This is a genomic window from Pseudoalteromonas sp. SS15 (genome assembly GCF_049257195.1).
Classification (GTDB): Bacteria; Pseudomonadota; Gammaproteobacteria; order Enterobacterales; family Alteromonadaceae; genus Pseudoalteromonas.
Map to the genome: position 1 here is coordinate 1 of NZ_JBMMUD010000008.1, position 26329 is coordinate 26329.

Here is a 26329-nt window from a genome sequence, read left to right on the forward strand (position 1 = left end):
TTTTGCTTTTATGGCTAAAATTAGTGTGGTAGGAGGCATTTTGGAACCACCTGACTGGAAGGCCAGCCCCGCCCATGCCGAACTCAGAAGTGAAACGAAACAGCGTCGATGATTGTGTGGGCGTGGCCAGCTTGGTCTCCCATGTGAAAGTAGAACATTGCCAAGCACCTATTTAAAGAAAGCCCGATTAGAAAGAGTCGGGCTTTTTTGCTTTAAGTCCCTTTGCAATAGCTAAAATAGCTAACTTCACATTAGTTCATTTTTACTTGTTAAATCAGTTTGTATGTAGATAAACCTCGTTCGCCTATTCATCCATGAAGCTGGGTCCCATCGTGCCTCCATGCACTCATCTCAATGAACTGCGAAGCTACGCTTCGGTCTCATTTCGTCCATGTGAAAGTAGAATATTGCCAGCAAAGGTTGCCCCGGACAATTAAAAAAAACCGTTGCAGCAATGCAGCGGGTTTTTTTCGTTTGTAGTGCAGAATTTTCGCATCACGAAGTGATAAAGCGGAAACTTCTGCGCAAGGTGAAGTGAGCAGCCTTCACCGAGCTTAATATAGACGCCCTCATCATCAGCTAAACTGGTTTATCTCACCTTGCGCAAAAGAAGCGCTCTCACTGCGTTCGCAGTCGCTAATCTTGCACGTTAGCGCAAGGTGAAGTGAGCAACCTTCACAGTACTTCGTCTTTTCTTGTTGAATCAGTTTCCATGTAGATAAACCTCGTTTGCTAATTCATCCTTGAAGTAGTGCCCTTCGCGCATCCATGCGCTCACTTCCTCATGCTGCGAAACTTCGTTTCGGTCATTCGTCACCCTTGCGCGAAAAGAATGTAAGCGCTACGCGCTTGTCATAAACCTTTCGCACTATTTACTTGCGCAAAGCAAATGGACCTGCTTTGCTCATTGCCGTCAAAACTTTGCACCTCCCCTAGAAAAGTTCAGCTTCCTGATGGGATAGGTTGCCTCGAAGGTCTTCAACCATTTTAGTTAAATCTCTATTTGCATTTGCAACAGTTCGTGAAACATTATCGCTTTGAGCTAGCTCTTTATAATTGTTGGATATAACCTGAAGTTGCAGAAGTGTTTGATGAAGTGTCTGAGCTATTTCTGTTTGTTCAGTTGCAGAATCAGTGACTTGTTGATTCAAGTTGGTCATTTGCTCCATTTCTTGAAGTATTTCTGTGAGAGCAAGCTGTGCATCTTTATTTTTTTCTGCGTTTTCGGTTGTTATCGTTATCTCATGCTGCATTGCTGTTACGGCTTGTTTTGAAACAGCTTGAAGTTCATCTATAACAGACGTGATACTCAATGTAGATTGTTGTGTTTTAGAAGCGAGGCTTCGCACTTCGTCAGCAACGACGGCAAAGCCTCTTCCTGCTTCTCCTGCTCTTGCAGCTTCTATTGCGGCGTTCAAGGCAAGAAGGTTAGTTTGTTCAGCAATAGAGCCAATCATGTCGAGTACACTACTGACACTTGCAGCCTTTGATTCTAAAGATTCTATGACTAGAGATGTACTCTCAACCTCTTTAACAAGCACCTGCATACTATTTGCGGATAGTTCCATTGTATCGCCGCAATTATTGGCTTTTTGAGTGACCAGGGTGGTCGACTGTAATGCCTGTTGGGTCAATGATTGTAAACGTATGGCTATTTCAGAAAGGCCGTTTATGGTGTTTTCCATTGTTTCAGAACATGCTAATTGCTCTTCAGAACCTTTGCTTATCTCAATACTCACATTATCTATGGCGCTAAAAGCGTCTTCTACTTCACGCTTTACTACCGATATGTTTGAGACAGCTTCAACTATATGGTTTTTAATTTCGCTGATAGCAAGGCTCAATTGACCAATTTCATCCTGATATGGGTATTCCATATGGATGTCATACTTACCCTTGGAGACTTCAATGGTTTTTTCAATTAGTGATTTAAGTGGGTTAATAATGGTTTTTTGGATAAGAAATAGGATGGTAAGAATGCTGCAGAAAGCAACGAACAAAGCTATAAGAGGGTAAACCGTCATAACAGTGGTTTGTTTTTCTTCTATGGCTATTTGATTTTTAGAGAATTCGATCTGTGTTTTATGTCTTTTTATCTTGAGCTGCTCAGCAAAGCCTCTATCAATACCTCTGACTAGATTGTCTGCACTTTGGTGAGAGTTTGTCTGCTTAAATTCTTTATAAGCTTCTTCATAATCTTTTAATAGTGTGTCATGGTTCTTCAATGCGCTTGTTGCCCAGGTATTACTATCTTTAATATTAGCTAGCTTTAACAGGCTTTCTTGAACACTCTTGTGGTGTGATAAAAACTCATTCCAATATTTAGTGTCACTCCTTAGTAAAGTATTTTTCCATGCCTGTACTTGGTTTTTAAAAGCTGATTCAGTATCAGCAATTAATGTGAGGCGTTGTTGTTCTTTATTAACTAGATTATGATAATCCCATATTAAAAACTCTAACTTTATAATACTGAATGTGCTTGAAGCTAGTATGCATATAATGCCAATGATAACCGGCAACGTAACTTTGCTTTTTATGTTCATACCACTCACCATTAGATTTTGGTTCTAAAAGTGTGAGTGACATTCTTTATTTTGTCTAATTCGAATTCAAGTTACTTACTTGAAGCTGGTTATAAGTTCTTAGGCTCATAATTATTAAAGTCGCAGCAATAAAGCCGCTTGCTACATGGTGAATAATGAGATGACTGGCTAGAAAGGCAGGAACATCACTCAAGTCGTCAATAAATATCATTTTTCCGATAAAAGCAATGTAAACGCTGATGTGCCCCCAAAGTCCTATTTTAAACTTTTTACTAAACCTAATTATCAACAACTCTGAAAGTTTTTTGTTCATGACTTTTAAAAGTAGCAAACCAACAAAAGCAGTAATAATGGATAACATACCTAAGCCAAGAATTGATAGTTTGATAAGAACAGCGGTGATGATATAGACGATAATTGTCATGGTTCCTCCGAATAAAGGGCTCATGATATGAAAAATTGCAGATATGTCTATCAGATGTATATGTTGATTAAAGCAGTTATTATCTTCATTAATGTATCGTTACATAAAACTGTTTGATAAGACCAATGTACCGATAACATTTAAGTATTTTAATCAGTATAATTTCGCCCTCTTCAATGTTTTATTCCCAAGGAAAAGTTATGCCCGTGCAGGGGTCGTATTTATTTGTGATCTTAGTTTGGTCAACAACACCACTTGGTATTGTCTGGAGCGCAGAGAGCATGCCACCGACATTAAGTGTTTTTCTACGTATGTTGATTGCTTTGGTGCTTGCCATCGTTACTGTGTTTATTCTAAAAATACATGTGCCGTGGTCTAAGAAGTCCTGCCTGTTATATTTCTATTCTGCTGCTGGTATTGTGGTGGGCATGCTTTTAAGTTATTTAGCAGCTCAGACTGTGCCTTCCGGTGTGATCTCTCTGGTCTTTGGCCTTGCGCCAATAATCTCGGGTTTATTTGCACAAAAAATACTATCTGAACACGCTTTTACGCCAGTTAAACTAATTGCCTTATTGTTCTCAATACTCGGCTTGTTTTTAGTGTGTAAAACGCAAATCCAGCAATTGGATGTGCCTGTAGAAGGGATTATCTATGTGCTCATGGCTGTAACAAGTTTTAGTTTGAGTGGCGTAATGATCAAAACAGTACCAATCGCTATCCACCCAATGGCAACAACACTCGGGGCCTTAGCATTTGTAACGCCTGTTTTTGCAATGATTTGGTTAGCAGCAGGTGGTGAGATTAATTATCAGCAATGGCAGATGAAGTCGATTTTAGCGACGGGTTACTTAGCACTGTTTGGTTCATTGTTAGGATTCTTAGCCTATTTTCATGTACTGCAAAAGTTACCGGCAAGTACAGTTGCCTTGACGACTTTGATCACCCCTGTTTTTGCGGTAAGTCTGGGCGCGTTACTGAATGATGAAGTTTTAACGTCATCGCTTTTAATTGGCGGCACTATGATATTGCTTAGCTTATTTCTTTACCAGTTTGGTGATAAGTACATCAAACGAAATAAGTTAGAAGCGGTTGAAAAGGCCTAAATCTTCAAAAGTGTGCACACGGTTTCAACGCGTGTCTGAAAACAGCTAGCGATGAGTAATACGCGTTGATGCGCATTGTCTAGCTGTTCATTTACTTTTTCTTTAACTAAAAATTGACATATCGCATGTAACAGACCCGGTTCGCTTTGCTGAGACGTTTTTGACTGTATTTCAATAAGGGCTAAGAGAGCAGAAAACTCATGATCGGGCAATTTGGCTAAGTTATGATTAAATGCAAGATAACAATCGATAGGGCGCATGCTTTGATTATTCTTATGCCCGAGAGCGTGAGCAAGTGATTCATTTCTTTCAAATAGCATAAGAGACCTTAAAAAGTTAAACGGCCATTCAGTTTGCTGAGCGTTAGAGCAAAGCGCATGAATAACCGTGTTGCCTTGCCTGTTGGCTTGCTTATAGCCCTCAATTTCAGTGAGTGCATTCGAGAAAAATGCCAGTCGATCTAATGTATTAATGCCAGTGATCAGCCCTTCAGGAAGTACTTCTTTTGTTGTAATTAGCTGTTTGCAAAGGTCTTGAAAGAATATGTAGGTCTCTTGGTTCTTTATTGCCTGCTCGAAACAGAACTTTAATACAATCACGCAATCAGAGTCGCTAAGTTGGCTATAAAACTCAGGCAATTTATCTACTTGTTGTGACTTTATATAAGAAATGACTCTCTGAAGTGTTTGGTTTTGCACTGTATTCGGGATCTTTTTTAAATTTAGTTTTATAGTAGCAAATTCGGGGCTTAGGAAAAGAACAAACTGCGCCTGTTACTTCCACATTATTTACACATTCATGGCAGAACATGATCTTGAGTCAATTTCTTGAAGTTAAAATGAAGACGCTTAGATTACCTATTCGCATAAAAATATTAATTATGCTGCTTTTAGCTAATTCAACATTGGTGTTGGCTATATTTGTTGCTAATCAGATAGCATTTGATAAAAGCTTTTCTGACTATGTACAAAGTCAAACTAAAGCGCGTCTAGAGCCAGTCATTGAAGCCTTCCAACAAACAATGGAAACGCAACAGAATGTTGACTGGCTAGATAGAAGATCACCACATTGGAAAAACTTAATGCGAACTTACCATCAAGTAAGTGCTGCCAATGAGGCCTTACCTAAAAAACGTCCAAAGCCTAGCAAAGATATGCGCCCACCTCCTCGAGGAGAGCGAAGAGGCAGGGGACCGTCAGACAAGCTATTTTTCAAAGCTCCAGATGGTACATTATTGGTAGGAAGGTCATCTATAGTTAAGGACGCACTCTGGTTACCTGTTTATTGGCCAGATAAAAAAGAGCAAAAGTTAGGGTACATAGGTGTTGAAAATGGCTCAATGGTAACGGGAAAGTTTGAAACACTATTTGCTAAGCAGCAGCGTCAACACTTTGTTGTTATTGCTATTATTGCTTTTGTGGTGACCTTTTTACTGTCTATCCCTTTTAGTAAATATTTAGTTAGGCCAATACTTGCACTAAGGCAAAGAACAAAGAACCTCACCAGTGGGGATTACTCGTTATCAAAACAAATCATTCGCAGAGATGAATTAGGTCAACTTGAAAGTGACATGAATTTGCTAGCAAAGACATTGGCTGAAAATTTGACTGCTAGACAACGTTGGATAGCTGATATTTCTCATGAATTAAGAACCCCAATTGCGGTGATTAAAGCTGAAATCGAGGGCATGATTGACGGTGTCATAGAAGCTGATGAAGCGCAACTTGATTCATTGCATGAAGAGATCATGCGACTTACCAAATTAGTAAACGATCTTCACCAGCTTTCGATGTCAGATAGAGGGTCGTTGTCCTATGAAAAGTCACAAATGGTGTTGCCTGAACTCATAGAGCGCAGTCTTGAAAAAAGAAAGAGTGAACTGAGTCACTTTGATTTGCAGTTTGATTTCAGCCCCAGGTGCTTCTTGTTCTGTGATGCACATCGTATGGGACAGTTATTCGATAACTTATTGCAGAACACATTACGCTATACTGATGCATCGTCAGAAAACAAGGGAATGTTAGATATTAAGGTGAACAGAATTGGGCAAGGAGTCCAAGTTATATGGCAAGATAGCAGCCCAGGAGTAGGCTCTGAACAGCTGTCACACCTTTTTGATAGACTGTACAGAACAGACTCAGCCAGAAACCGTAAAACAGGTGGTTCAGGGCTTGGTTTGGCGATATGCCAGAATATTATTATGGCGCATAATGGCGAAGTTCACGCAGAGCAAAGTAAGCTTGGTGGATTAAAATTGACGATAGAATTCAAATATAAGGAAAATTAAATGGTGACTGCAGATTCGGTCCTTATTGTTGAAGATGAAGAAAAGCTGGCTGCGATTTTAGCAAAATACTTATCAGCTTCAGGCTTTGAATGTCATGTCGTTACTGATGGTGGCGAAGTAATGACAGCATTTGAGCGCTATAAGCCTTGTATGGTGCTGTTAGATATCATGTTACCTAACGTTGATGGTATAACTTTGTGTAAGCAGATCAGGGCTCAAAGCCAGATACCCATCATTATGACGACAGCTAAGGTTGAAGAAATTGATAGGCTGATTGGTCTTGAAGTTGGTGCGGATGATTATGTCTGTAAGCCATATAGCCCAAGAGAAGTTGTAGCCAGGGTAAAAGCTATTATGCGTCGAGTAAATTATATTGCAGAGCAAAACCAAGAAGCTCTTCATGGCTTAGAAGTTGATGAGCAAACATTTATGGCAAGGTTCAACAATGAAAGCATTGCACTCACACACGTTGAGTTTCTTTTGCTTAAAGCCATGTATGTGCACCCAGGGCGTATTTTCAGTCGTGATAAACTGATGGATCATATTTATTCAGACGACCGGATTGTGAGCGATAGAACGGTTGATAGTCACATCAAGAAACTTCGTAAAAAATTACAAAGCATTGCACCTGAAGCCAATTTTATTCACTCGATTTATGGAGCCGGCTATAAGTTCGAGCCTATCTAAAAAGAAAAGCACCCTTGGGTGCTTTTCTTTTTAGTACATCTTTTAAGACGTGCGTTTTACATCGACTTTTAGCTTTAACTTTTGCCCCGGCTGAAGATATTTTTGCCCAGATAAGTTATTCCACTCGACAATTTCTTTTACCGTTAAGTTAAACTTAGAAGCAATACGGGCTAAGGAATCACCACGTCTAACCTTGTAAGTAATGGTTCGGGTGGTAGAAACTAATCCGGTAGGTTTGCTTGCTTCTTTTGTTTGATAAATAGTGAGCTTTTGGCCGAGCTTTAATACGCTGTTGGTTTTTAGCTTATTCCAGTTAGCAAGTTGCTTTACTGTTACATCATACTCTCGGCTGATATCCCACAGTGTGTCACCAGATTTCACCGTATGTGTTTTTTTAGCTCGGGTAGACTTATTCGCGGCAACTCTGACAGATTTAGGTAAGTGCTCACTATTTATTTTTCCATCGCTTAGGGGAACAAGCAGCTTTTGGTTAACACGGATAATGTGGGTATCAAGCTTATTAAGAGATTGAATGGTTTTACTGCTCGTCGAAAACTTTTTAGCAATCACAGATAGAGTGTCACCGCGTTTCACCGTGTAGTATTGCCAACGCAATCTGTCTTTCACTGGTGTTTGTGCGAGTTTGTTTTTAAATGCATCCGCTTTATCACTGGGGATCAGTAATTGATGTGGACCATCAGGTGCGGTTGCCCAACGGTTAAACCCTGGGTTTAAACGGTATAATTCAGTGAGGCTTAAATCAGCCATGTCAGCGGCAAGCGCTAAATCAATTTGTGAGCCGACATCGACAATCTCAACTACCTGCGCATTAATAATTGGCTTCCAAGTGACATTGAACTCTTCTTGTCGTTTTAATAGATCTGATAACGCTAATAACTTTGGCACGTAAGCCGTCGTTTCTCTTGGTAAATCAAGCGACCAAAAGTCAGTTGGTAAATGCTTTTTACGATTCTTTCTGATGGCTTTTAAGACGCGCCCTTCACCTGAGTTGTATGCTGCAATGGCATTCAGCCAATCACCCTCTAAGGTTTTATGCAGGTAACTCAAATAGTCTAAAGCAGCACGCGTTGACTGTACTATGTCTCGGCGACCGTCATACCACCAATTCTGATGTAAGTTAAAACGCTCTCCCGTTTGGGGCATAAACTGCCAGATACCTGACGCGCTTCTATGCGAATAACCAAATGGGTCGAACGCACTTTCAACGATGGGGAGTAAAGCTATCTCGATCGGGATTTGGCGTTTTTCTACTTCTTCAACAATAAAATATAAATACGGCTCTGCACGCTTTGATATACGGTCTAGATATTTTTGATGGCGTTGATAATAGTTCCTCTCAGCCACAACAGGGCGGTTTTGCGGCACTGGAATTGAGAGTTGGTAACGAATACGTTCCCATACATCATCGAATACAGGAGCCGGTTCGTCTGCTTCTACTGGCTCTGTGATTGAATTAGCAAGCGCTTCGCTAATATCTAAAGGGCTTGCTAGGTTTTCATTAGCAGCCGTATTGGTGATCTCTGATTGATCTTTTGGTGTGTCAGTTAGGGTTTGACAACCCGTTAACAACGAGAGCGTTAAAACTAAACTTGCAGACTTTTTCATAGTGATTCATATTCGAGCAAAAACCGCTCGATTCTACAGATTCTCTTGCGTTATTTAAAGTAATCACATGGTAACTTGGTTAAAATTCATCTTTCCAAGCCCTTAAAGCTGCAAATTTTTGCCAGTTTTCATTTGTATCTTGAATTAAATGCTTAGGTACATGTACAAGGCTATTTTCTTCAGAGGCTCTTAAAAAGGGATTTACAGCCCGCTCAAGGCCAAAATGTGTCGGTAAACTTGGTTGATTATCATCTCGAAGCTTTTGTATTTTTTCGACATACGCTAATAAATTTGCATTGTTAGGTTCAACAGCTAAAGCAAATTTAAGGTTGGCTTGCGTGTATTCATGGGTGCAGTAGATAAGCGTGTTATCACTATATTCGGTAAACTTTTCTAAAGAATGCCACATCATTTCAGCATCACCTTCGAATAATCGGCCACAGCCTGCACTAAACAAGGTATCGCCAGTAAAGCAAAAAGCATCATTCATATAACAAATGTGATCTAAGGTATGCCCTGGGGTTGAGATGATTTTAAAGTTTGTATCAGCAATGGTTATTTCATCACTGTCATTTAATTTGTGTGAGATACCTTCAAAAGGGGAGTGAGCAGGGCCATAAACAGGAATGTTTTTGAATACTTGAAGTAAAGCCTCAACGCCATTGGTATGATCCCAGTGATGGTGGGTGATTAGGATACCGGCCAGCGTTGTGTGAGTTTGTTTTAAATAATCAAATACAGGTTCAGCTTGCCCAGGGTCAACAACCCAGACTTTATTTTCTTGTTTCAACGCCCAGATATAGTTATCAGAAAAAGCTTTAATTGGATCAACTTGCACCATAAGTATTTGCTCTATAAAGTGTAGATGGGTTTAGTATAACGAGCATCAATAATGAAACCAGCATTAAGTTTTCGGTCTGGACCAAAACCATTAACTTGGTCTGAATTTCCACATGGCGATTATATAAAAGTCGGTTTAGAGCGAAGAATGAAAGCTTGGTTACCGAGGATGTTTGGATATCACTTACTTAAACTAGGCTCATTAAGTGGACAACTTGATACATCAAAATGTGTGATCCCTCATCAAGTGAATGTATCTCCTCATCAATGTAAGAAAACCAGTGTGGTTGCTGAAATTGATGAACTGCCTTTTTCGGAGCACAGTGTCGATGTATGTGTGCTGGCTCACAGCTTAGAATATGAAAGTGATCCTCATCACATTCTGCGCGAAGCACATCGTACTTTAATTCCTGGTGGCTACTTGGTTATTTCAGGGTTTAACCCGTTTAGCTTATGTGGATTAGCGAATTTATTGCCGTTTAGCTCACAAAAGCTGCCGTGGTCAGGGCGCTTTTTTACCCCTGCTCGAGTAAAAGATTGGTTAGATTTATTGGGGTTCGAAATAATCAGTGATGAGCGCTTTGTCTATGCGTCGTTGGCTCGTGGCAGCCGTTTATCCCGTTTTGCGCCTTGGCGGCGTTTTTGCCGTCATTATTTAAAGCCCATGGGTAGCTGTTATATGCTGGTGGCACGAAAGCGGGTCGCACCTTTAACACCAATTAAACCTAAGTGGCACGCAAGGCCCAAATGGGCACCTGCGGTTAAAAATGCGGGGCTTAGACAAACTCGAGACAAGTCTAATTAACAACAAAATTTAAGCTGCTTGATATCCTTCATCTTCAAGCAGTTTTGAACTACCCGCCGCTTCTCTGGCCAAGTCATCTACGATTTCATTATATTTATTGCCACTGTGACCTTTTACCCAACGCCACTCTATGTCATGTCTTTGACAGGCCTCATCGAGGCGCTTCCATAAATCAACGTTTTTAACTGGCTTTTTTGCGGAAGTAAGCCAGTTACGCTTTTTCCAACCTGCAACCCAAGACTCGATGCCTTGTTTAACATATTGACTGTCAGTATGTAACACGACTGTGCAAGGGCGTTTTAGAGTTTCGAGTGCAACAATGGCGGCGAGCATCTCCATTCTATTATTAGTAGTGAGCTTATAGCCTTGAGAAAGCGTTTTTTCATGGCCTTGATAATGAAGATAAATGCCATACCCACCAGGTCCGGGATTGCCTAAACATGAACCATCGGTATAAATCTCTACGCTTTTTTGCACGAATTAGCCTGTTTTTATGTAGAATAAAGTGATTAGTTGCTAACAATAGCAAAGTTAACAGGCAGACGATATGTTAAAGAGACAAATAGTCTTAGATACTGAAACCACTGGTATCGATCCGAAAGCAGGTCATAGGATCATTGAAATTGGGTGTGTTGAACTCATTAACCGCCGTTTAACAGGTAATAACTTTCATGTGTACATCAACCCTCAGCGTGATATTGAAGAGGAGGCAATCGATGTCCACGGTATTACCAATGAATTTCTGAGAGATAAGCCACTTTATCATCAAGTAGCGCAAGAGTTCTTTGAGTATATTAAAGGGGCTGAGCTCATTATTCATAACGCACCGTTCGACGTTGGCTTTATGGATAACGAATTTGCGCTGTTACAGCAAGGCTACCCAAACACCCATGACTATTGTGAGGTGCTAGATACCCTTGTTATGGCAAGAAATCTGCACCCAGGTCAGAAGAATAGCCTAGATGCATTGTGCCGACGTTATGACATCGATAATTCAAAACGTACACTGCACGGCGCATTACTGGATTCCGAGATTTTAGCTGATGTTTATTTAGCGATGACGGGTGGTCAAGTAAAAATGAACTTGGCGAATAATACCGAAGACACATCGCAAACTGATAACACCAGTATTAGACGTTTGGCTGATAACCGTCCGGCACTTAAAGTTGTTAAAGCTTCTGCCGATGAAGTAATAGCGCATGAAGAAAGGCTAAAAGTCGTTAATAAAAATGGCGAGACTCTTTGGCAACTAAATTAAGGTAAATTTATATGAAGCGATTATTGTTAGTGCTGCTCTTATTGTTTGTTCATGAATGTATTGCACTCACAACAACCCCATCTATTACGTTGTTGAAGAATAATCGCAAAGTAAATGAAGTTCCGCTATTAGATAACCGCTTCCGTATTGATCATAAAGTCGAAAAAATAACACTGCTTTTCTTTCGAAAGCCTGGTTCACCGGCGGTTATCTTAGTCAAACCTGATGGCAGTAAATACTACGCGCATCATGCTATGAAAGATGAAATGCTAGAGTGGTACGATGAAGCAAGCTACGACCTTATTACCATAGAAAACCCAACGCCAGGTCCTTGGCAGGTAATAGGTAGGGTGCAGCCCGATAGCCGAATTATGGTGTTAGGTGACATTGAGCTGGTGGTAGAGCCATTACCTAAATTGATGTTTAGGGGAGAAACTCTCAAAGTGACTGGTCAAGTAATGAACGATGATAAGCCTATCGATGTCGGCTATTTTCGTGATGTGGTCAGTCTAATTGTTGAGTTCGTGAGTACCAACAATGATCAATATGACAATTTTGGGGCGGGCACACAAAGCGTGACCGAATTTAAAGATGATGGTCGCGAATTTGATGAAAGACCGATGGATGGAATTTTTACCGGAGAATTTAAACTTGTTTTTCCTGCCGGTGAGTGGCAACCAGAGTTCTATATTGAAACGCCCATTCTTAAACGAAGGGTGGTACAAGCGCCTATCGTTATTGCAGAGCCACCCTTTGAGTTTGATTTGACGCTCGCCAGCAATGCTACAGCCAGTCATGAACTGTTGATTAAGTTAGATCAAAATATCATTAAACCTGAAACGGTTATTTTTCAAGGCAAGATATTTTATCCAAACGGCGAAGAGCAAATCTTTACGATTAACCCAGAAGCACGTCTTTACCGCAAATTAGAAGTAAGTAATTACGATTGGGGTCGCTATCAAATCGAGTTTTCTGTCTTTGGTGAAAATATCAATGATCGAGAGTTTATGGCTAAGTTACCTATGTATAACTTTGAGATTGAAAGGCCAATTGAGAAGGTGCCTGAGTTACAAGCGCCAAAAGTAAACCCTTTACTTGCTAAATTACCTCCCCCAGAGCCTGAGCCGACATTGAGTACCGGCGCTTTAATAGGCATTATCGCTGTTGGAAATATTTTTATTATGTTAATTGGTTGGTTGGTGATCAGAATCTTCGTTCAGAAGAAGCCAATTAAGCTGAAAATTAAATTACCGTCATTCAAGAAAAAGCAGTCGACAACAGAACAGGATGGCGACAAAGATAACGCAAATGATCCGAATGGTTCAAAAAACAACAAATCAGGTGATATTTTGAACCTTTCTATGGATGGAGACTAAAAAAGACAGTTTTTTTAAAAAAAACAGTTGACTCTAAACAGGTCGATTCGTATTATTCACGCCGCTGTCAGGGAGCAACCTGACAACAAGAATAAAGCGGAGTGGTAGTTCAGTTGGTTAGAATACCGGCCTGTCACGCCGGGGGTCGCGGGTTCGAGTCCCGTCCACTCCGCCAATTATTCTAAAATTTGTAAGTCGCGCTGGAGTGGTAGTTCAGTTGGTTAGAATACCGGCCTGTCACGCCGGGGGTCGCGGGTTCGAGTCCCGTCCACTCCGCCAATGCAAATAAAAATAAGATATCTCTGCGGAGTGGTAGTTCAGTTGGTTAGAATACCGGCCTGTCACGCCGGGGGTCGCGGGTTCGAGTCCCGTCCACTCCGCCATTAGATATCTAAGAGTCAAACCAGAACTGGCTCTATAAATACCCACCACTGCGGAGTGGTAGTTCAGTTGGTTAGAATACCGGCCTGTCACGCCGGGGGTCGCGGGTTCGAGTCCCGTCCACTCCGCCACTCACTTTGATTATTCATCTCACTATCACCCTAAACCTTTATATTTAAATGACAGTAAAATAACTTCCTTGTTATCTTAAGCTTAATTCAATTCGCTCAATAGAGTATTATCAATAACTTGTATCAATAATCAGAAATGCGACAGAATCGCTTCTGAATCACCAATATACTTTCCAGAGATAAATGCTTGCGGTACTGTTTCTTGGCCTGAAATCGCTTTTAAACTTGTTAGGCTAGCGTCACGGCCCAATACAATCTCTTCGAATTGAATACCTTTACTGATCAGGTGTGCCTTAGCTTTCTCACAATAACCACATCCAGGTTTGGTAAACAAGCTCACAGGCTGAGGCTTTTCACACTCTGGGTTGATGTAATCAAGCATGGTATCGGCATCCGAAACTTCGAAAGGATCACCTGGTACATCAGGCTCAATGAACATTTTTTCAATAACACCATCTTTAACCAGCATAGAGTAACGCCAGCTTCGTTTACCAAAGCCTAAGTCAGCCTTATCGACAAGCATGCCCATCCCGTCCGTGAACTCTCCATTACCATCAGGGAGTAGGGTGATGTTGTCAGCTTCTTGATCTTTCGCCCAAGCGTTCATAACAAAGGTATCGTTTACTGATAAACAAATTATGTCATCTACGCCATTTTGTTTGAATGCATTTGCCAGCTCGTTATAACGTGGTAAGTGTGTCGATGAACAGGTTGGTGTAAATGCACCTGGTAAAGAGAACACAACAACGGTTTTACCTTTAAAAAGTTGCTCTGTAGTGACGGTGTGCCAGTCATTACCAATTCTCACAGGAAATGATACAGAGGGTATTGTTTTTCCTTCACGATTTTCTAGCATATTAATTTCCTCATAGTTGAATGCCTTTATTATCTATAATGCACATTTAGATTAAAGTAAGTAAAACAAATAAGGGCAATCTAAAAACTAGATTACCCTTATTTTATTGTCTGAATTGTGAGTATATGAAGTTATTTTAACGTGAATGACTCAGGCTCTTTAACAACTACCTTAATGACGTCATTAAGCTGAATATTACTCAAAGGTCTGTCACTTAAATTTCTAGCGATGGCACTTTGCGCATTCACTTGTTCAACTACAATCTGTTCAATGGTTTGAATATGATGTGAAAACTGCATGCCATTTGCCGCAGTCAAATTGCTTCTGTGAAGGATTGAAAGGACTTGCCCTGCTTCTAGTCCATGGCTTTGTCCTAAGTTAATCACCACTCTATCAGAGTCGATCATTAATATTTTGCCGGTTGTTTTCAGGCAACTTACCGCGGTGTTTAGGTCTTGACTCACCTTATTGTAAATAGTTTGAATTTTTTGACCATAATCGGTTCGCCAAAACTCTTCACTATTTACATTCACAATCTTAGTTTTTTTATGTGGCCAAATACCTTGAGCACTGTAGTGCTGAGACCAGACTTGATCGTTAGTCTGCGAATCAAATAACGCAAAATCAATTTTAAAGTTACGCATATAGGCTTCACTTTCCCAAAATGCATAATCGTTGTTCATTTTTCGGCCTTGAGAAATATCTGTTATTTGACTCAGTAACACATACTGAGTGTTACTACTTCGACTTAACGTATCAATTAAGTTGGCGTTATACTCAAACTGCTGTGCAAAGAAAGCCCTGACATCAAGCTTCCGATCAATGTACGGGATCATTTTTACGCCTAAATTTCGCTCATTTAAAGTATTAAATAAGCGCTGTGAACTGGCTTTAGGGATGTCAAAAATTTGACCTAACCTAGCTTGATCAGGGTGTGTTAATTGGCTTTGTGTGACAGTAATTTGTTTATTAAATTTTGATTCAACACATTGCGCTTGCTGAGGAATAATGTCTAAATGTAGTGTGACAGAGTATTGCTCGCCTTGTTGTTGCTCATTGATTAAGTTTACATGCTGTATCTGACCATGTGTTTTAATCTTGAGTTCGTCTTGCTCGAGTACACCATCAGCAACAGTTTGAACACTTGATACTGTTGCACCAGAGAATATCAAGGCCTGGGTGATCGCATCTTTGACAGCCATTTGTCTAGCTGAAGACGTGTCACCATCAACTATGCCGCCATAACCGACTACCTCAAACCATTCCGCTTTTACGTGATCGCAGAATACAAGTAGTACAATTATCAGAATATGTTTCATCATCTCTATTCCAAACTGATTCGCTTAATCGATCAAAGCAATAGACGTACCAGCTTTATTGGCGTGAAAAATGCATTGAATGAGCAGACTTTAATTTGGTGTGTTTATTATGAAAGCGAAAAACGTTTTTTATTCATCATTGGTGACGTGTTCCATTCTTCTGACAGGCTGTAGCTCAGTATTTGATAAGCATATAGAGTATACCTACGAAGAGCCAGACTATTACCCAGTTCTTCGTGCTGTGGGGTATGCGCCTTTGAGCAGCCAGCCAGGTGAAACAAATGCACAAAAGATGTTGATGGCAATTAAAGTGTCCAAACTGGAAGCATACAGAGAACTCGCAGAGCAAGTTCACGGCCAAAAGCTCACATCAACGATGACTGTAAAAGGGGCAATTGCGCAAACGGATGGCTTATCGAGTAAAGTCGGCGGTTTAATCAAAGGCGCTAAAATAGTTAAGACATACTCTGTCGGTGATACTTATGCGACAGAATTAGAGCTAGATATGAAAAAAGTACATGAGCTGTATATTAGTGCTATCAAACCAAGAAAAGTAAAGCGTGTGATCTATTACTAACCACAAAATGTGATTAGTAATTTTTCAAGCACTAGGCTTTTAAGTTTTTAACCAACTCAGAGTTTTCACTTATCACACCACCATCTTGTCCATAAGTAACAGAAGTGGGGGCACCGATTAATATATTTTTAAGCTCTTTAACTGCAAGCTGGGCCTGATGTGCTGCCTGTGCATTAACCTCATTTTGCTTCTTACACTTAAGTAGTAAAGAATTTACAGATTCTGTTAAAGGTTTAATTTGTTCAGTTTTAAAAATATCTTGGTTAAAACCCGAAAGTTCTTTATCTAACTTTTGGATGTTATTAAGAAGAGTAAGTTTCTCACGAGCAATGTCTTTTAAGCCATTGCCTTTTTTGCTAGCAAGGCATGCTAGCTCTGCATCTAAAAGCTGGGTCAAAGCATTAAGGTGCTGTAATTGGTTTTCTAATTTATGATGACAAAGGTTTATTTGATCATCCATACACGTCAAACTCAAACGCCGCAATATTCTTAGCTAACTTTTCAGCATCAACCTGGTATTTACCTTCACTGATTGCATTTTTTAGCTCCTCAACTTTTTTACTGTCAAAAGAAGGCGCTTGTTGCGCTTTTTCTTGCAAACTTTTTAGTTGTTGTGCTTGTGGAGTTAAACTCACAGAGTCTGTTGCAGCCTTTTGAGGGGCTTTTGCTGTTTCAGTTGCCACGTTTGCGTCAGACTTTTGTAAATCAGTTTTTTGTTGCTTAATATTATTAAGCGCTGTGTTCGGCTGAGATTGCCCTTTTACATTATTAACCATGATAATTGACCCAAAAATTACTCATGCCTATCTATCGACCTGTTCGCTTATAACTTTAGTAAAAAATTAAATATTAACCTCAACAGATTCTACATCTTTTACTCTTGCGGAGATAGTTTTTCCAGACTTTTGATTTCTAACTCTTATTTGTTCACCAACATTTCCATCTTGAAGTGCCACGCCAGTTGTTTTTATTGTTAAGGTGCGAGTTTTAGCATAAATTGTCACATTGTCGCCTTTGCAAACCATACAGATATGATGGAGCCCAATGGCTGTGCCTGCTCTAATTACTCTTTTACTTCTACTACCAACCAGATACTGCTCAGTATCTAAATTGCTGGCCCTGACAAAGTGTTTAGGTTTGAACTCAATGCTGATAGATTCGCTAGTAATTAGCTCTCCTTTGTTAATGGCCTGAGTCGTAACGATCACAGGATGAAGTTCTTCAATTCGTACATGTACGAACTGAGTCCAGCCAGACATATCATCACATTTCACTTTTACAGTAACTTGTCGGTTAAAAGGCGGTATGGCATTGGTTGAATATGATAGAGGTGTCTCACACGCACGTTCAGACAACCGAGCATCTAATGGTAACGCTTTAATGTTTGTTTTGATATTAGGGCTTAGCTCAATTTGTTGAGTAATAAACCTTTCAGCCCCCATTTCTAAGTTGGTGTTCGTATAAATTTGTGCTTGGCTCATGTAGCTGGCTAGAAAACAAGCCATTGCACAAAAAATCTCATATGATTTGGTTTTTTTTAACAAACTCATGATGTTTCGACTATGCTTATCTGGAGAAACAAGGTATAAAGATTTTGCGTGAAATACCATATTCCTTCAAGGTACTTCTATGATTAGTAGCCTTTAAAGCGTATGATATTACCAAGATGACCGATATGTAGGAGATTGAAATGGCAGGTGTTTTAGACTCTGTAAACCAGCGTACTCAGTTGGTTGGGCAAAACCGCCTAGAGTTGCTACTTTTTCGACTGAGAGGTCGTCAAAGATTTGGCATCAATGTATTTAAAGTTAGAGAAGTGCTTCAGTGTCCGCCCCTCACCAGTATGCCGAAATCAAACTCTTACATACGCGGCGTTGCCCATATTCGTGGTCAAACTATTTCAGTTATCGACATGTCTTTAGCTGTGGGTGGTCCACCAATCGAAAACATTAAAGACTGTTTTATTATCATTGCTGAATACAACCGTTCAGTACAGGGCTTTTTGGTCGGTGCGGTTGAAAGAATCGTTAATATGAACTGGGAAAAAATTATGCCGCCACCAGATGGTGCGGGTAGGTACTCCTATTTAACGGCAGTGACAGAAATTGAAAACGAACTAGTCGAGATACTAGACGTAGAAAAAATTCTCAACGAAATATGCCCTGTTAATACTGAAGTCAGCGAAGACATAGTGTCTGATGGCGAGATGCAAAAAGACCTTGGTGAGCGAATTGTATTTATCGCAGATGACTCTGCAGTTGCAAGAAATCAAGTCAAGCGTGCTTTGGAGCCATTAGGTGTTCAAACAGAATTAGCAAAAAATGGCAAAGAAGCTTTAATTAGGCTAAAAGAGATTGCAGAAGTTGATTGTCAAAATGACATAACTGAGCGTGTAGGCCTGCTTATTTCAGATGTAGAAATGCCTGAAATGGATGGCTATACGCTAACTGCTGAAATTAAAGCAGATCCAAAATTAGCCCCTTTGCATGTAATCTTACACACTTCACTAAGTGGGGTGTTTAATCAGGCTATGATTGAAAAAGTTGGCGCTGATGATTTTATTGCAAAGTTTAACCCTGATGAGTTAGCAACAGCGGTTAAAAAATGGGTTCATTGTGATTAGATAACGGCGGTAGTATCTTGGAAAATAAAAACCTTCAACAAGGCGAATATGACCAGTTCAGAACCTTCCTAGAGCAGCAATGCGGGATTGTTCTTGGAGATAATAAACTTTATTTGGTAAAAAGCCGTTTAGCTCCCTTGATGGCTCGCTTTGGAGTGGATTCTCTTTCTGCGCTTGTCGCTAAAACATTGAGTCCACATGAGCGTCAGCTAAGAGCTGCTGTTGTCGATGCCATGACCACAAATGAAACTCTCTGGTTTAGAGATACTTATCCTTTTGAGTTGTTAAAGAGTAAAATTTACCCAGAATTGAAAGATACCCGCAGGGGCTTAAAAATCTGGTCAGCTGCAAGCTCTTCAGGTCAGGAGCCATACTCTATTGCTATGGCGACACAGGAGTATCAATCTCAAAACCCAGGTGCTCTGAAAATGGGTGTGCAAATTGTCGGGACTGACATATCAAATACCATGCTCGATATGTGTAAAAATGCGGAGTACGACTCATTGGCTTTGGCACGAGGGTTGTCAGTTGAACGTCGTCAAAAGTTTTTTCAAGACAGTGGCAACGGTATGGCGCGAGTTGTTGATCCAATAAAGAGAATGGTTAATTTTAGGCACCTTAACTTGCTTGATTCCTACTCTTTGATGGGGAAATTTGATGTTATCTTTTGCAGAAACGTACTTATTTACTTTTCGCCAGAAGTCAAAGCTAAAATTATTGCACAGTTTGCTCAGGCTCTGAATCCTAGAGGGTATTTGTTCTTAGGGGCATCCGAGTCTATGGCTGGGCTCAGTGATGAATTCGAAATGATCCGATGTAATCCGGGGATTATTTACCGTAAAAAAACATAATAAATACTGAGCGGCAACCTATTTGCCGCTTTTTTTATATCTTAATAATTTCGCTTCAAATCTTTCTATCTATATATCTCTCATCTAACTTATTGAAATTATTCATTTTTATTTTGGCCCGCTTATTGCTTTAACTCCGTAGAGTCAAATTTTTGGAGTCGTGTCATGGCAATTAGTTTTGATAAAGCACTTGGGGTTCATCAGCATACTATGTTGATACGTTCACAACGTGCAGAGATGTTAGCAAGTAATATTGCGAACGCAGACACACCAGGATACAAAGCAAAAGATATCGACTTTGCTCAGGCATTCAAAGCGGCAAAGTCGTCTCAGCAACGTGGCAACATGATGCAAAGAACAGACAGCAAACATTTACATGGTGGCAGTCAGTTAAATAGTAGTGTTGAGCTATTTCGTAATCCAAATCAAGCAGATACAGGTGATGGTAACTCAGTTGATATACAAGTGGAACGAAACTTGTATGTACAAAACGCATTAGAGTATCAGGCAAGTTTGCAATTTTTATCTGGCAAGTTTAAAGGGTTAAAGAAAGCCCTTGGTAGTCAAGGAGCATAATTATGAGCTTATATAATGTTTTTGATATAGCTGGCTCAGGAATGAGTGCTCAAAATATTCGATTGAATACCACTGCGAGTAATATTTCAAATGCCAATAGTATCAGTTCTAGCCAAGATAAAGTTTATCGAGCGCGACACCCTGTATTTGCAGCTGAACTGACCAAAGCGTCTGAGGCACATGATCCAAGCCAGCTAAATGCGTCGGTAGGAGTGAAAGTGCTAGGCATCGTAGAGAGTGATAAGCCATTACAGGTTGAGTACAACCCTAATCACCCTAGTGCTGATAAAGACGGGTACATCTATAAACCAAACGTGAATGTAGTAGAAGAAATGGCAAACATGATCTCTGCTTCACGTTCGTACCAAACCAATGTCCAAGTCGCTGATGCAGCCAAGCAAATGCTCAGCAAAACTTTATTACTTGGTCAGCGCTAGTGGGAGTATAGCCGATGAGTAACGATATTAATGCCGCATCTTCATATATGGATTCGTTACGTTGGTCTGAGCAAAATAAAACAACGCAGAGCGATAAGAAAAACGACGCATTGACGCAAGAAGATTTCTTTTCGTTACTTACTCAACAATTGTCTTATCAAGATCCGAGTAAACCTGCTGACAATGACCAAATGATTTCGCAGATGACGAATTTTACGATGGCCGAAGGTATTTCCGGTTTAAATGAAAAGTTTGATTTGTTGTCAGCCTCAATGACCTCTAACTCGGCATTACAGGCGTCTACGCTAGTCGGCAAAAAAGCGCTATTAGAATCGGATTCAATAGACTTTGGTGATGACCAATTAGCTAAAGGCTCTATTATAGCTCAAAATCCTGTAGAGAAATTAACGGTCAGTATATTTGATGATAAAGGTCAGCTGGTTCGTCAAATGGATATGGGGGCACAAAAAGCTGGTGCAATCCGCTTTGAATGGGATGGTAAAAACGGTGACGGAGAAACCATGCCAGCAGGTAATTACAAAATTAAGGCTGAGGGTAGTTTGAATGGTGAATATACCAGTTTACCCATGGCCACATTTAAGAATATAGACAGTGTTAACGTAAACGGTGCTAACGGCATCATAGTTAATACGAGCTCTGGCGCAGTGAAATTATCAGACGTCGCAGAGATAGCATAGATTTTAAGTACTTAAGTAAATTTAAGTGAAAGAGGTGAAAACATGAGTTTCAATATTGCATTAACAGGATTGGCTGCGGCACAAAAAGACTTAGATGTCACAGCAAACAACATTGCTAACGTTAACACGACAGGTTTTAAAGAGTCTCGAGCAGAATTTGCTGATGTATACGCATCATCTGTATTTAGCTCAGGTAAAACAAAAAATGGTGACGGTGCACAAACCACCATGGTAGCTCAGCAGTTTCACCAAGGTTCGCTTAAGTTTACTCAAAACTCGCTAGATTTAGCGATCACGGGTGAAGGTTACTTCGCAATGAGTGAAGATATCGCTTCGCAAGATTATACCTACACACGTGCAGGTGCATTTAAACTTAATAAAGACAATTTTGTAACAGATGCCGCAGGTAATTATCTTCAAGGTTTTCCCGTTGACCCTGGTACAGGTAATACAACTTCATTAAGTTTGAGTACTGCGTCACCTATTCAAATTCCTGACGCATCAGGTTCTCCGCGTCATACATCTAATGTATACAGTTCAATGAACTTAGACTCTAGAGCTGGTGTACCGTCGACAACCACTTTTGATCCAGGTGATAGTACAAGCTACAACTCATCAACATCGACGACAATTTATGATTCGTTAGGTGAGCCACATGTGATCCAGTTCTTCTTTGTAAAACAAGATCCTGCCACTGCAGATAACTCTTGGAATGTGTTTGCAACCATGGATGAGATCCCTATTGATATCAATGGTGAGGAAACCGCAACGGGTGCGCATACACCAATCGATACATTGCAATTTACAGCGGCAGGTCTGCCAGATGTAACAGCGCCAGAGACGACTTTCCCAGATATTAATATTCAGTCGACTGCGACAGATGGTTTGTCAGATCGTTTAACGAACGGTGCTCAGTTCCCAAATAACATTACAGTTAACTGGAGTGACGAAGCAAATACAGCTAATAAATTACCAACCCAGTATGCGAGCCGTTTTGAGGTGAAAGCGTTAGAACAAGATGGGGCAACTGTAGGTCGATTAGCAGGTATCGATATTGGGACTGACGGTAAGGTTGTTGCGTCATACTCCAATGGTGACACGTCTTTCCTTGGTCAAGTTGCCATGGTTCGATTCTCGAATTCTCAAGGTTTATCTCAGGTTGGTGGAACAGCTTGGAAGAAGAGCTTAACTTCAGGTGAGCCAATCGCAGGTGAACCAGGTTCAGGTACATTGGGTACAATTAACTCATCTGCCTTAGAGCAATCGAACGTTAACCTGACAAATGAGTTAGTAGACTTGATTAGTGCTCAGCGTAACTTCCAGGCTAACTCTCGTGCCTTAGAAGTTAACTCGACGTTACAGCAGAACATTCTACAGATCCGATAATCACTTAAACCCTCTTTCACAAAGGCCGCAACAGCGGCCTTTCTTTTCTTTTTTAAACGTCAAAACTAGATTGGCACTTTTATTGCTTTATTAGGTTTAAGATTAATTTTTAGGCCAATGTAATGGATAAAATGCTGTATATCGCAATGTCAGGCGCCAAACAAAGTTTGCGTGGTGTGGCATTAAAAGCGAATAACCTAGCCAATGCCAATACCACAGGCTTTAAAGCTGACTTTGCTCAAGCGCGTTCAATGCAAGCGTTTGGTGAAGGTTTACCAACACGGGTGTTTGCGATGCAAGAGCGTCCAGGCACCAATATGACTATGGGTGCTGTTGTTGAAACAGGCCGAGATTTAGACATCGCTGTAGACCAAAAATCTTGGATCAGTGTGTTAGATGCTTCTGGAGAAGAAGCGTACACAAAAGTCGGTACTTTAAACATTTCCACTGATGGTGCGTTAAGAACGAGTCACGGCCGTCAAGTTATTGGCGAAGGTGGTCCAATTATTTTACCTGTGCCTGTTGATAAGGTGGTGTTTAGTGACGATGGCTCAATTCAAGTTCGTCCTCAAGGAGCTCCGGCTAACTTTTTAGAAGTAGTTGATAGATTGAAAATTATCGAGGCTGATAACAGTAAATTACAAAAGGGCAATGATGGTTTATTTCGTCCAAGAGAAGATGCGTTAGAAGATGGCTTTTGTGGTTTTTGTGACATATCGCCAACAGCTCGAGTTATGAGTGGCATGTTAGAGATGTCTAATGTCAATCCAGTGCATGAGATGACCGATATGATCAACCATCAACGTCAATTCGAAATGCAAATGAAATTAATGAAATCGGCAGAAGAAATGGACGAGAAACACGTTCAGCTTCTGCGTATTGTTTAATGAGTGAGGTATAAGTTATGAACCCAGCATTATGGATCAGTAAAACAGGCTTAGATGCCCAGCAAACTGATATTTCGGTTATCTCGAATAACCTCGCCAACGCCAGTACCGTTGGCTACAAAAAAAGCCGCGCGATTTTCGAAGATCTGCTTTATCAAAATATCAATCAGCCAGGTGGTCGCTCTTCACAAGATACCGAACTACCGTCAGGTTTGATGTTAGGTGCTGGTTCAAAGGTTGTTGCGAACCAAAAAAACTTCTCGCAAGGTAATATGCAAAGTACCGAAAACTCATTAGATTGGATGATCCAGGGCCCCGGCTTCTTTGAGATTCAAATGCCAGATGGCACGGTTGCTTATTCTCGAAATGGCCAATTCACTACAGACGAGAATGGTCGTGTTGTGACGTCAGGCGCAGGTTTTCCTGTTCAGCCAGAAATGAATGTACCAGACGATGCAAAGTCAATTAGCATCTCACAAGACGGTGAAGTGTCAGTAACGATAGCAGGACAAGCAGAAAATGTCGTTATTGGGCAGCTAGTGATCAGTGACTTTATCAACCCATCTGGTTTAGAGCCTATAGGTCAAAACCTTTATACAGAAACAGCAGTAAGTGGTGCGCCTGTTCAGGGCAACCCAAGTGTTGATGGTTTAGGTTCTATTGTGCAAGGTGCGCTTGAAACTTCAAACGTTAACGTGACCGAAGAGTTAGTGAACCTTATTGAAACTCAGCGTGTTTATGAAATGAACTCAAAAGTTATCTCAAAAGTTGATGAGATGCTGAGTTACATTAACCAGCAATTATAGTTCTGGAGGCTACTATGCGTATTGTAAGTTTTATCATTTTAGGCTCATTGTTTTTAACTGGGTGTGTGTCTACACAAAATAAAAACGTCGTTAAAGACGATCCTTACTATGCGCCTATTTATCCAGAGCAACAAGCTGAGCAAATTGTCGCAACAGGTTCCCTTTTTAACCCAAACTTATCAAATGATTTATATGGAGATAAAAAGGCACTCCGTGTTGGCGATATTTTGACAGTGGTACTTCGCGAGACAACATCTGCGACAAAAGCGGCAAATACCACAACTGGTAAAGCGACCTCCGCATCGCTTGACCCTGTTGTAGGACTTGGCGGTGACAATATTAATATTGGCAGTCAAAGCCTGCAGTTTGGTATGAACTCAAGTAACTCTTTTTCAGGCGACAGCCAAGCAAATCAATCAAACAGTCTATTTGGTAATATTTCGGTGAACGTGATGCGCGTACTGCCGAATGGTAATTTGGTTGTTCGTGGTGAAAAGTGGTTAACACTCAACACGGGTGAAGAGTTTATGCGAATAGAGGGCATTATCCGAGCTGCGGATGTTAAGTCAGACAATACGGTAGAGTCGAACCGTATTGCTAATGCGCGCATTCAATATTCAGGTAAAGGCGATGGCCAAGAAGCGCAGAGTGCTGGTTGGTTAGCTAAATTCTTCTTAAGCACCTTGATGCCATTTTAAGGAACCATGATGAAAATGTTCAAAATAATGACAGTGGCTTTATTATTAATAATAAGCCAAGCAGCGCAAGCTGAACGAATTAAAGATGTCAGCATGGTCGAAGGTGTTCGCTCTAACCAGTTAGTGGGTTACGGCCTAGTAGTGGGTTTACCTGGCACAGGTGAACAATCTCGTTTTACAGAGCAAAGCTTTAAGGCCATGTTAAGTGGTTTTGGTATCACATTACCTGCTAATTTAAAGCCAAAAATTAAAAATGTGGCGGCAGTGGCGGTGCATGCAGAGTTGCCTCCATTTGTAAAACCCGGTCAGAATATTGATATTACAGTATCTTCAATAGGCAGCGCGGGTAGCTTAAGAGGAGGGACTTTACTGCAAACATTCCTAAAAGGAGTTGATGGTAATGTGTATGCCATTGCACAAGGCAGTTTAATCGTGGGTGGTTTAGGCGCTGAAGGGTTAGACGGAAGTAGAGTTGTTATCAATACTCCTACAGTTGGCCGAGTTCCAAACGGTGCGACAGTTGAGCGAGCGGTTGCAAGCCCTTTTACACAGGGTGACTTCATTACTTTTAATCTTAACCGTCCTGATTTTACAACAGCTAAACGTTTGGCTGACACTATTAATGATTTGGTTGGTCCTAATAGTGCAAAGCCAATGGATGCAGCATCTGTTCGTGTAATTGCACCACGAGACCCTTCACAGCGCGTTGCTTATTTATCGACACTTGAGAATTTAGAGTTTAAACCGGCAGACACCTCAGCCAAAATTATTGTGAATTCCCGTACAGGCACGATTGTGATTGGTAAAAATGTCAAATTGCAACCTGCTGCGATTACTCATGGTGGTCTAACAGTGACGATTTCTGAAGACCAAATGGTGTCTCAGCCACAACCTTTAGCAAATGGCGAAACGGTTGTTACCCGTCAAAGCATCGTCGATGTGAATCAAGACGACTCAAGGGCGTTTGTATTTAATCCAGGGGTGAGCTTAGATGATTTGGTCAGAGCGATTAATGAAGTAGGCGCTGCACCGGGGGATTTAATGGCTATCCTTGAAGCGTTAAAAGAGGCTGGTGCTATTAATGGTCAATTAGTCGTCATTTAGTGTTTTATTTATAATCAATTAGTTAGCCTCGCAATTGCGGGGCTTTTTTT

28 protein-coding genes and 4 tRNA genes are annotated in these 26329 nt (G+C 40.7%); 21 read left to right on the forward strand and 11 right to left on the reverse strand.

Annotated elements, in window-relative coordinates:
- Positions 1 to 932: 932 nt before the first annotated feature.
- Both AAEU28_RS15885 and AAEU28_RS15890 read right to left on the reverse strand, forming a co-directional pair.
- The gene (locus AAEU28_RS15885; RefSeq protein WP_421965013.1) at positions 933 to 2543 is read right to left on the reverse strand and encodes a methyl-accepting chemotaxis protein; all 1611 of its coding nucleotides are present in this window, start codon (positions 2541 to 2543) and stop codon (positions 933 to 935) included.
- Between the two features lie 55 nt (positions 2544 to 2598).
- Complete coding sequence (locus tag AAEU28_RS15890; protein ID WP_421965014.1) at positions 2599 to 2967, reverse strand: hypothetical protein; 369 nt, start codon at positions 2965 to 2967, stop codon at positions 2599 to 2601.
- A gap of 200 nt (positions 2968 to 3167) precedes the next feature.
- On the opposite strand from AAEU28_RS15890, the gene AAEU28_RS15895 reads away from it, so the two are divergent.
- Positions 3168 to 4070 carry a DMT family transporter gene (locus AAEU28_RS15895; protein ID WP_421965015.1) on the forward strand — a complete coding sequence of 301 codons (903 nt, stop codon included), beginning with the start codon at positions 3168 to 3170 and terminating at the stop codon, positions 4068 to 4070.
- Here AAEU28_RS15895 and AAEU28_RS15900 read toward each other — a convergent pair.
- Entirely contained in the window at positions 4067 to 4768 is a 702-nt protein-coding gene (locus AAEU28_RS15900) for a hypothetical protein (RefSeq protein ID WP_421965016.1), read from the reverse strand. The genes AAEU28_RS15895 and AAEU28_RS15900 overlap by 4 nt on opposite strands.
- Positions 4769 to 4908: 140 nt before the next feature.
- Between AAEU28_RS15900 and AAEU28_RS15905 the strand changes: the two genes are divergently transcribed.
- Both AAEU28_RS15905 and AAEU28_RS15910 read left to right on the forward strand, forming a co-directional pair.
- On the forward strand, positions 4909 to 6357 hold the full coding sequence (locus tag AAEU28_RS15905; RefSeq protein WP_421965017.1) for an ATP-binding protein: 1449 nt from the start codon (positions 4909 to 4911) through the stop codon (positions 6355 to 6357).
- Positions 6358 to 7044 carry a response regulator gene (locus AAEU28_RS15910; RefSeq protein ID WP_421965018.1) on the forward strand — a complete coding sequence of 229 codons (687 nt, stop codon included), beginning with the start codon at positions 6358 to 6360 and terminating at the stop codon, positions 7042 to 7044. It abuts the gene before it with no gap.
- A 42-nt stretch (positions 7045 to 7086) separates the two neighbouring features.
- On the opposite strand, the gene AAEU28_RS15915 is transcribed toward AAEU28_RS15910, so the two are convergent.
- The gene (locus AAEU28_RS15915; protein ID WP_421965019.1) at positions 7087 to 8670 is read right to left on the reverse strand and encodes a LysM peptidoglycan-binding domain-containing protein; all 1584 of its coding nucleotides are present in this window, start codon (positions 8668 to 8670) and stop codon (positions 7087 to 7089) included.
- A gap of 79 nt (positions 8671 to 8749) precedes the next feature.
- Entirely contained in the window at positions 8750 to 9511 is a 762-nt protein-coding gene (gloB, locus tag AAEU28_RS15920; RefSeq protein ID WP_421965020.1) for a hydroxyacylglutathione hydrolase, read from the reverse strand.
- A 51-nt stretch (positions 9512 to 9562) separates the two neighbouring features.
- On the opposite strand from gloB, the gene AAEU28_RS15925 reads away from it, so the two are divergent.
- Positions 9563 to 10315 carry a class I SAM-dependent methyltransferase gene (locus AAEU28_RS15925; protein ID WP_421965021.1) on the forward strand — a complete coding sequence of 251 codons (753 nt, stop codon included), beginning with the start codon at positions 9563 to 9565 and terminating at the stop codon, positions 10313 to 10315.
- A gap of 9 nt (positions 10316 to 10324) precedes the next feature.
- Here AAEU28_RS15925 and rnhA read toward each other — a convergent pair whose 3' ends face one another.
- Complete coding sequence (gene rnhA / locus AAEU28_RS15930) at positions 10325 to 10792, reverse strand: ribonuclease HI (RefSeq protein WP_138484728.1); 468 nt, start codon at positions 10790 to 10792, stop codon at positions 10325 to 10327.
- Positions 10793 to 10862: 70 nt separating this feature from the next.
- Between rnhA and dnaQ the strand changes: the two genes are divergently transcribed.
- The 6 genes from dnaQ to AAEU28_RS15960 all read left to right on the forward strand — a co-directional run bounded on the left by dnaQ (position 10863) and on the right by AAEU28_RS15960 (position 13461).
- Positions 10863 to 11573, forward strand: coding sequence for a DNA polymerase III subunit epsilon (dnaQ, locus tag AAEU28_RS15935; RefSeq protein WP_421965022.1), 711 nt, complete (start codon positions 10863 to 10865; stop codon positions 11571 to 11573).
- Positions 11574 to 11584: 11 nt separating this feature from the next.
- The gene (locus tag AAEU28_RS15940; RefSeq protein WP_421965023.1) at positions 11585 to 12949 is read left to right on the forward strand and encodes a TIGR03503 family protein; all 1365 of its coding nucleotides are present in this window, start codon (positions 11585 to 11587) and stop codon (positions 12947 to 12949) included.
- Positions 12950 to 13047: 98 nt separating this feature from the next.
- Positions 13048 to 13124: transfer RNA gene (locus AAEU28_RS15945), tRNA-Asp, on the forward strand.
- Between the two features lie 27 nt (positions 13125 to 13151).
- Positions 13152 to 13228, forward strand: a tRNA-Asp gene (locus tag AAEU28_RS15950).
- Between the two features lie 27 nt (positions 13229 to 13255).
- A tRNA-Asp gene (locus AAEU28_RS15955) sits at positions 13256 to 13332 on the forward strand.
- Between the two features lie 52 nt (positions 13333 to 13384).
- Positions 13385 to 13461, forward strand: a tRNA-Asp gene (locus tag AAEU28_RS15960).
- 130 nt (positions 13462 to 13591) lie between these two features.
- Here the strand turns inward: AAEU28_RS15960 and AAEU28_RS15965 are convergent.
- Positions 13592 to 14317 (reverse strand): glutathione peroxidase, encoded by a 726-nt coding sequence (locus tag AAEU28_RS15965; protein ID WP_421965024.1) that lies wholly within the window; start codon positions 14315 to 14317, stop codon positions 13592 to 13594.
- Positions 14318 to 14448: 131 nt separating this feature from the next.
- Positions 14449 to 15639 (reverse strand): flagellar assembly protein T N-terminal domain-containing protein, encoded by a 1191-nt coding sequence (locus AAEU28_RS15970; protein ID WP_421965025.1) that lies wholly within the window; start codon positions 15637 to 15639, stop codon positions 14449 to 14451.
- Between the two features lie 106 nt (positions 15640 to 15745).
- Between AAEU28_RS15970 and AAEU28_RS15975 the strand changes: the two genes are divergently transcribed.
- Positions 15746 to 16213, forward strand: coding sequence for an LPP20 family lipoprotein (locus AAEU28_RS15975; RefSeq protein ID WP_421965026.1), 468 nt, complete (start codon positions 15746 to 15748; stop codon positions 16211 to 16213).
- A 31-nt stretch (positions 16214 to 16244) separates the two neighbouring features.
- On the opposite strand, the gene flgN is transcribed toward AAEU28_RS15975, so the two are convergent.
- From flgN to flgA, 3 genes are all read right to left on the reverse strand, one after another.
- Positions 16245 to 16673 carry a flagellar export chaperone FlgN gene (flgN, locus tag AAEU28_RS15980; RefSeq protein ID WP_421965027.1) on the reverse strand — a complete coding sequence of 143 codons (429 nt, stop codon included), beginning with the start codon at positions 16671 to 16673 and terminating at the stop codon, positions 16245 to 16247.
- Positions 16666 to 16989, reverse strand: a complete 324-nt coding sequence (gene flgM, locus AAEU28_RS15985; RefSeq protein ID WP_421965028.1) for a flagellar biosynthesis anti-sigma factor FlgM — start codon at positions 16987 to 16989, stop codon at positions 16666 to 16668. Before flgM ends, flgN begins: the two co-directional genes overlap by 8 nt.
- A gap of 66 nt (positions 16990 to 17055) precedes the next feature.
- Positions 17056 to 17763, reverse strand: a complete 708-nt coding sequence (gene flgA / locus AAEU28_RS15990) for a flagellar basal body P-ring formation chaperone FlgA (RefSeq protein ID WP_421965029.1) — start codon at positions 17761 to 17763, stop codon at positions 17056 to 17058.
- Between the two features lie 140 nt (positions 17764 to 17903).
- Between flgA and AAEU28_RS15995 the strand changes: the two genes are divergently transcribed.
- The 10 genes from AAEU28_RS15995 to AAEU28_RS16040 all read left to right on the forward strand — a co-directional run bounded on the left by AAEU28_RS15995 (position 17904) and on the right by AAEU28_RS16040 (position 26279).
- Complete coding sequence (locus tag AAEU28_RS15995) at positions 17904 to 18836, forward strand: chemotaxis protein CheV (protein WP_058029150.1); 933 nt, start codon at positions 17904 to 17906, stop codon at positions 18834 to 18836.
- Between the two features lie 17 nt (positions 18837 to 18853).
- Complete coding sequence (locus tag AAEU28_RS16000; RefSeq protein ID WP_421965030.1) at positions 18854 to 19687, forward strand: CheR family methyltransferase; 834 nt, start codon at positions 18854 to 18856, stop codon at positions 19685 to 19687.
- Positions 19688 to 19852: 165 nt separating this feature from the next.
- Complete coding sequence (flgB, locus tag AAEU28_RS16005; protein ID WP_421965031.1) at positions 19853 to 20263, forward strand: flagellar basal body rod protein FlgB; 411 nt, start codon at positions 19853 to 19855, stop codon at positions 20261 to 20263.
- Between the two features lie 2 nt (positions 20264 to 20265).
- Complete coding sequence (gene flgC / locus AAEU28_RS16010) at positions 20266 to 20700, forward strand: flagellar basal body rod protein FlgC (RefSeq protein ID WP_058029153.1); 435 nt, start codon at positions 20266 to 20268, stop codon at positions 20698 to 20700.
- Between the two features lie 14 nt (positions 20701 to 20714).
- The gene (locus AAEU28_RS16015) at positions 20715 to 21398 is read left to right on the forward strand and encodes a flagellar hook assembly protein FlgD (RefSeq protein WP_138483448.1); all 684 of its coding nucleotides are present in this window, start codon (positions 20715 to 20717) and stop codon (positions 21396 to 21398) included.
- 42 nt (positions 21399 to 21440) lie between these two features.
- Positions 21441 to 22784, forward strand: coding sequence for a flagellar hook protein FlgE (gene flgE, locus AAEU28_RS16020; RefSeq protein ID WP_421965032.1), 1344 nt, complete (start codon positions 21441 to 21443; stop codon positions 22782 to 22784).
- A 122-nt stretch (positions 22785 to 22906) separates the two neighbouring features.
- Positions 22907 to 23671, forward strand: coding sequence for a flagellar basal body rod protein FlgF (locus AAEU28_RS16025; RefSeq protein ID WP_421965033.1), 765 nt, complete (start codon positions 22907 to 22909; stop codon positions 23669 to 23671).
- A gap of 17 nt (positions 23672 to 23688) precedes the next feature.
- Positions 23689 to 24477, forward strand: coding sequence for a flagellar basal-body rod protein FlgG (gene flgG, locus AAEU28_RS16030; protein ID WP_138483442.1), 789 nt, complete (start codon positions 23689 to 23691; stop codon positions 24475 to 24477).
- 14 nt (positions 24478 to 24491) lie between these two features.
- Entirely contained in the window at positions 24492 to 25175 is a 684-nt protein-coding gene (flgH, locus tag AAEU28_RS16035; RefSeq protein WP_138483440.1) for a flagellar basal body L-ring protein FlgH, read from the forward strand.
- A gap of 9 nt (positions 25176 to 25184) precedes the next feature.
- The gene (locus AAEU28_RS16040; protein WP_421965163.1) at positions 25185 to 26279 is read left to right on the forward strand and encodes a flagellar basal body P-ring protein FlgI; all 1095 of its coding nucleotides are present in this window, start codon (positions 25185 to 25187) and stop codon (positions 26277 to 26279) included.
- Positions 26280 to 26329: the final 50 nt, after the last annotated feature.

Excerpts from the sequence above, each read along its gene's own strand:
- AAEU28_RS15885 (WP_421965013.1), bottom strand. The coding sequence starts at position 2,543 with ATGAACATAAAAAGCAAAGTTACGTTGCCGGTTATCATTGGCATTATA.
- AAEU28_RS15890 (WP_421965014.1), bottom strand. The coding sequence starts at position 2,967 with ATGACAATTATCGTCTATATCATCACCGCTGTTCTTATCAAACTATCA.
- AAEU28_RS15895 (WP_421965015.1), top strand. The coding sequence starts at position 3,168 with ATGCCCGTGCAGGGGTCGTATTTATTTGTGATCTTAGTTTGGTCAACA.
- AAEU28_RS15905 (WP_421965017.1), top strand. The coding sequence starts at position 4,909 with ATGAAGACGCTTAGATTACCTATTCGCATAAAAATATTAATTATGCTG.
- AAEU28_RS15910 (WP_421965018.1), top strand. The coding sequence starts at position 6,358 with ATGGTGACTGCAGATTCGGTCCTTATTGTTGAAGATGAAGAAAAGCTG.
- AAEU28_RS15915 (WP_421965019.1), bottom strand. The coding sequence starts at position 8,670 with ATGAAAAAGTCTGCAAGTTTAGTTTTAACGCTCTCGTTGTTAACGGGT.
- gloB (WP_421965020.1), bottom strand. The coding sequence starts at position 9,511 with ATGGTGCAAGTTGATCCAATTAAAGCTTTTTCTGATAACTATATCTGG.
- AAEU28_RS15925 (WP_421965021.1), top strand. The coding sequence starts at position 9,563 with ATGAAACCAGCATTAAGTTTTCGGTCTGGACCAAAACCATTAACTTGG.
- dnaQ (WP_421965022.1), top strand. The coding sequence starts at position 10,863 with ATGTTAAAGAGACAAATAGTCTTAGATACTGAAACCACTGGTATCGAT.
- AAEU28_RS15940 (WP_421965023.1), top strand. The coding sequence starts at position 11,585 with ATGAAGCGATTATTGTTAGTGCTGCTCTTATTGTTTGTTCATGAATGT.
- AAEU28_RS15965 (WP_421965024.1), bottom strand. The coding sequence starts at position 14,317 with ATGCTAGAAAATCGTGAAGGAAAAACAATACCCTCTGTATCATTTCCT.
- AAEU28_RS15970 (WP_421965025.1), bottom strand. The coding sequence starts at position 15,639 with ATGATGAAACATATTCTGATAATTGTACTACTTGTATTCTGCGATCAC.
- AAEU28_RS15975 (WP_421965026.1), top strand. The coding sequence starts at position 15,746 with ATGAAAGCGAAAAACGTTTTTTATTCATCATTGGTGACGTGTTCCATT.
- flgN (WP_421965027.1), bottom strand. The coding sequence starts at position 16,673 with ATGGATGATCAAATAAACCTTTGTCATCATAAATTAGAAAACCAATTA.
- flgM (WP_421965028.1), bottom strand. The coding sequence starts at position 16,989 with ATGGTTAATAATGTAAAAGGGCAATCTCAGCCGAACACAGCGCTTAAT.
- flgA (WP_421965029.1), bottom strand. The coding sequence starts at position 17,763 with ATGAGTTTGTTAAAAAAAACCAAATCATATGAGATTTTTTGTGCAATG.
- AAEU28_RS15995 (WP_058029150.1), top strand. The coding sequence starts at position 17,904 with ATGGCAGGTGTTTTAGACTCTGTAAACCAGCGTACTCAGTTGGTTGGG.
- flgB (WP_421965031.1), top strand. The coding sequence starts at position 19,853 with ATGGCAATTAGTTTTGATAAAGCACTTGGGGTTCATCAGCATACTATG.
- flgC (WP_058029153.1), top strand. The coding sequence starts at position 20,266 with ATGAGCTTATATAATGTTTTTGATATAGCTGGCTCAGGAATGAGTGCT.
- AAEU28_RS16015 (WP_138483448.1), top strand. The coding sequence starts at position 20,715 with ATGAGTAACGATATTAATGCCGCATCTTCATATATGGATTCGTTACGT.
- flgE (WP_421965032.1), top strand. The coding sequence starts at position 21,441 with ATGAGTTTCAATATTGCATTAACAGGATTGGCTGCGGCACAAAAAGAC.
- AAEU28_RS16025 (WP_421965033.1), top strand. The coding sequence starts at position 22,907 with ATGGATAAAATGCTGTATATCGCAATGTCAGGCGCCAAACAAAGTTTG.
- flgG (WP_138483442.1), top strand. The coding sequence starts at position 23,689 with ATGAACCCAGCATTATGGATCAGTAAAACAGGCTTAGATGCCCAGCAA.
- flgH (WP_138483440.1), top strand. The coding sequence starts at position 24,492 with ATGCGTATTGTAAGTTTTATCATTTTAGGCTCATTGTTTTTAACTGGG.
- AAEU28_RS16040 (WP_421965163.1), top strand. The coding sequence starts at position 25,185 with ATGAAAATGTTCAAAATAATGACAGTGGCTTTATTATTAATAATAAGC.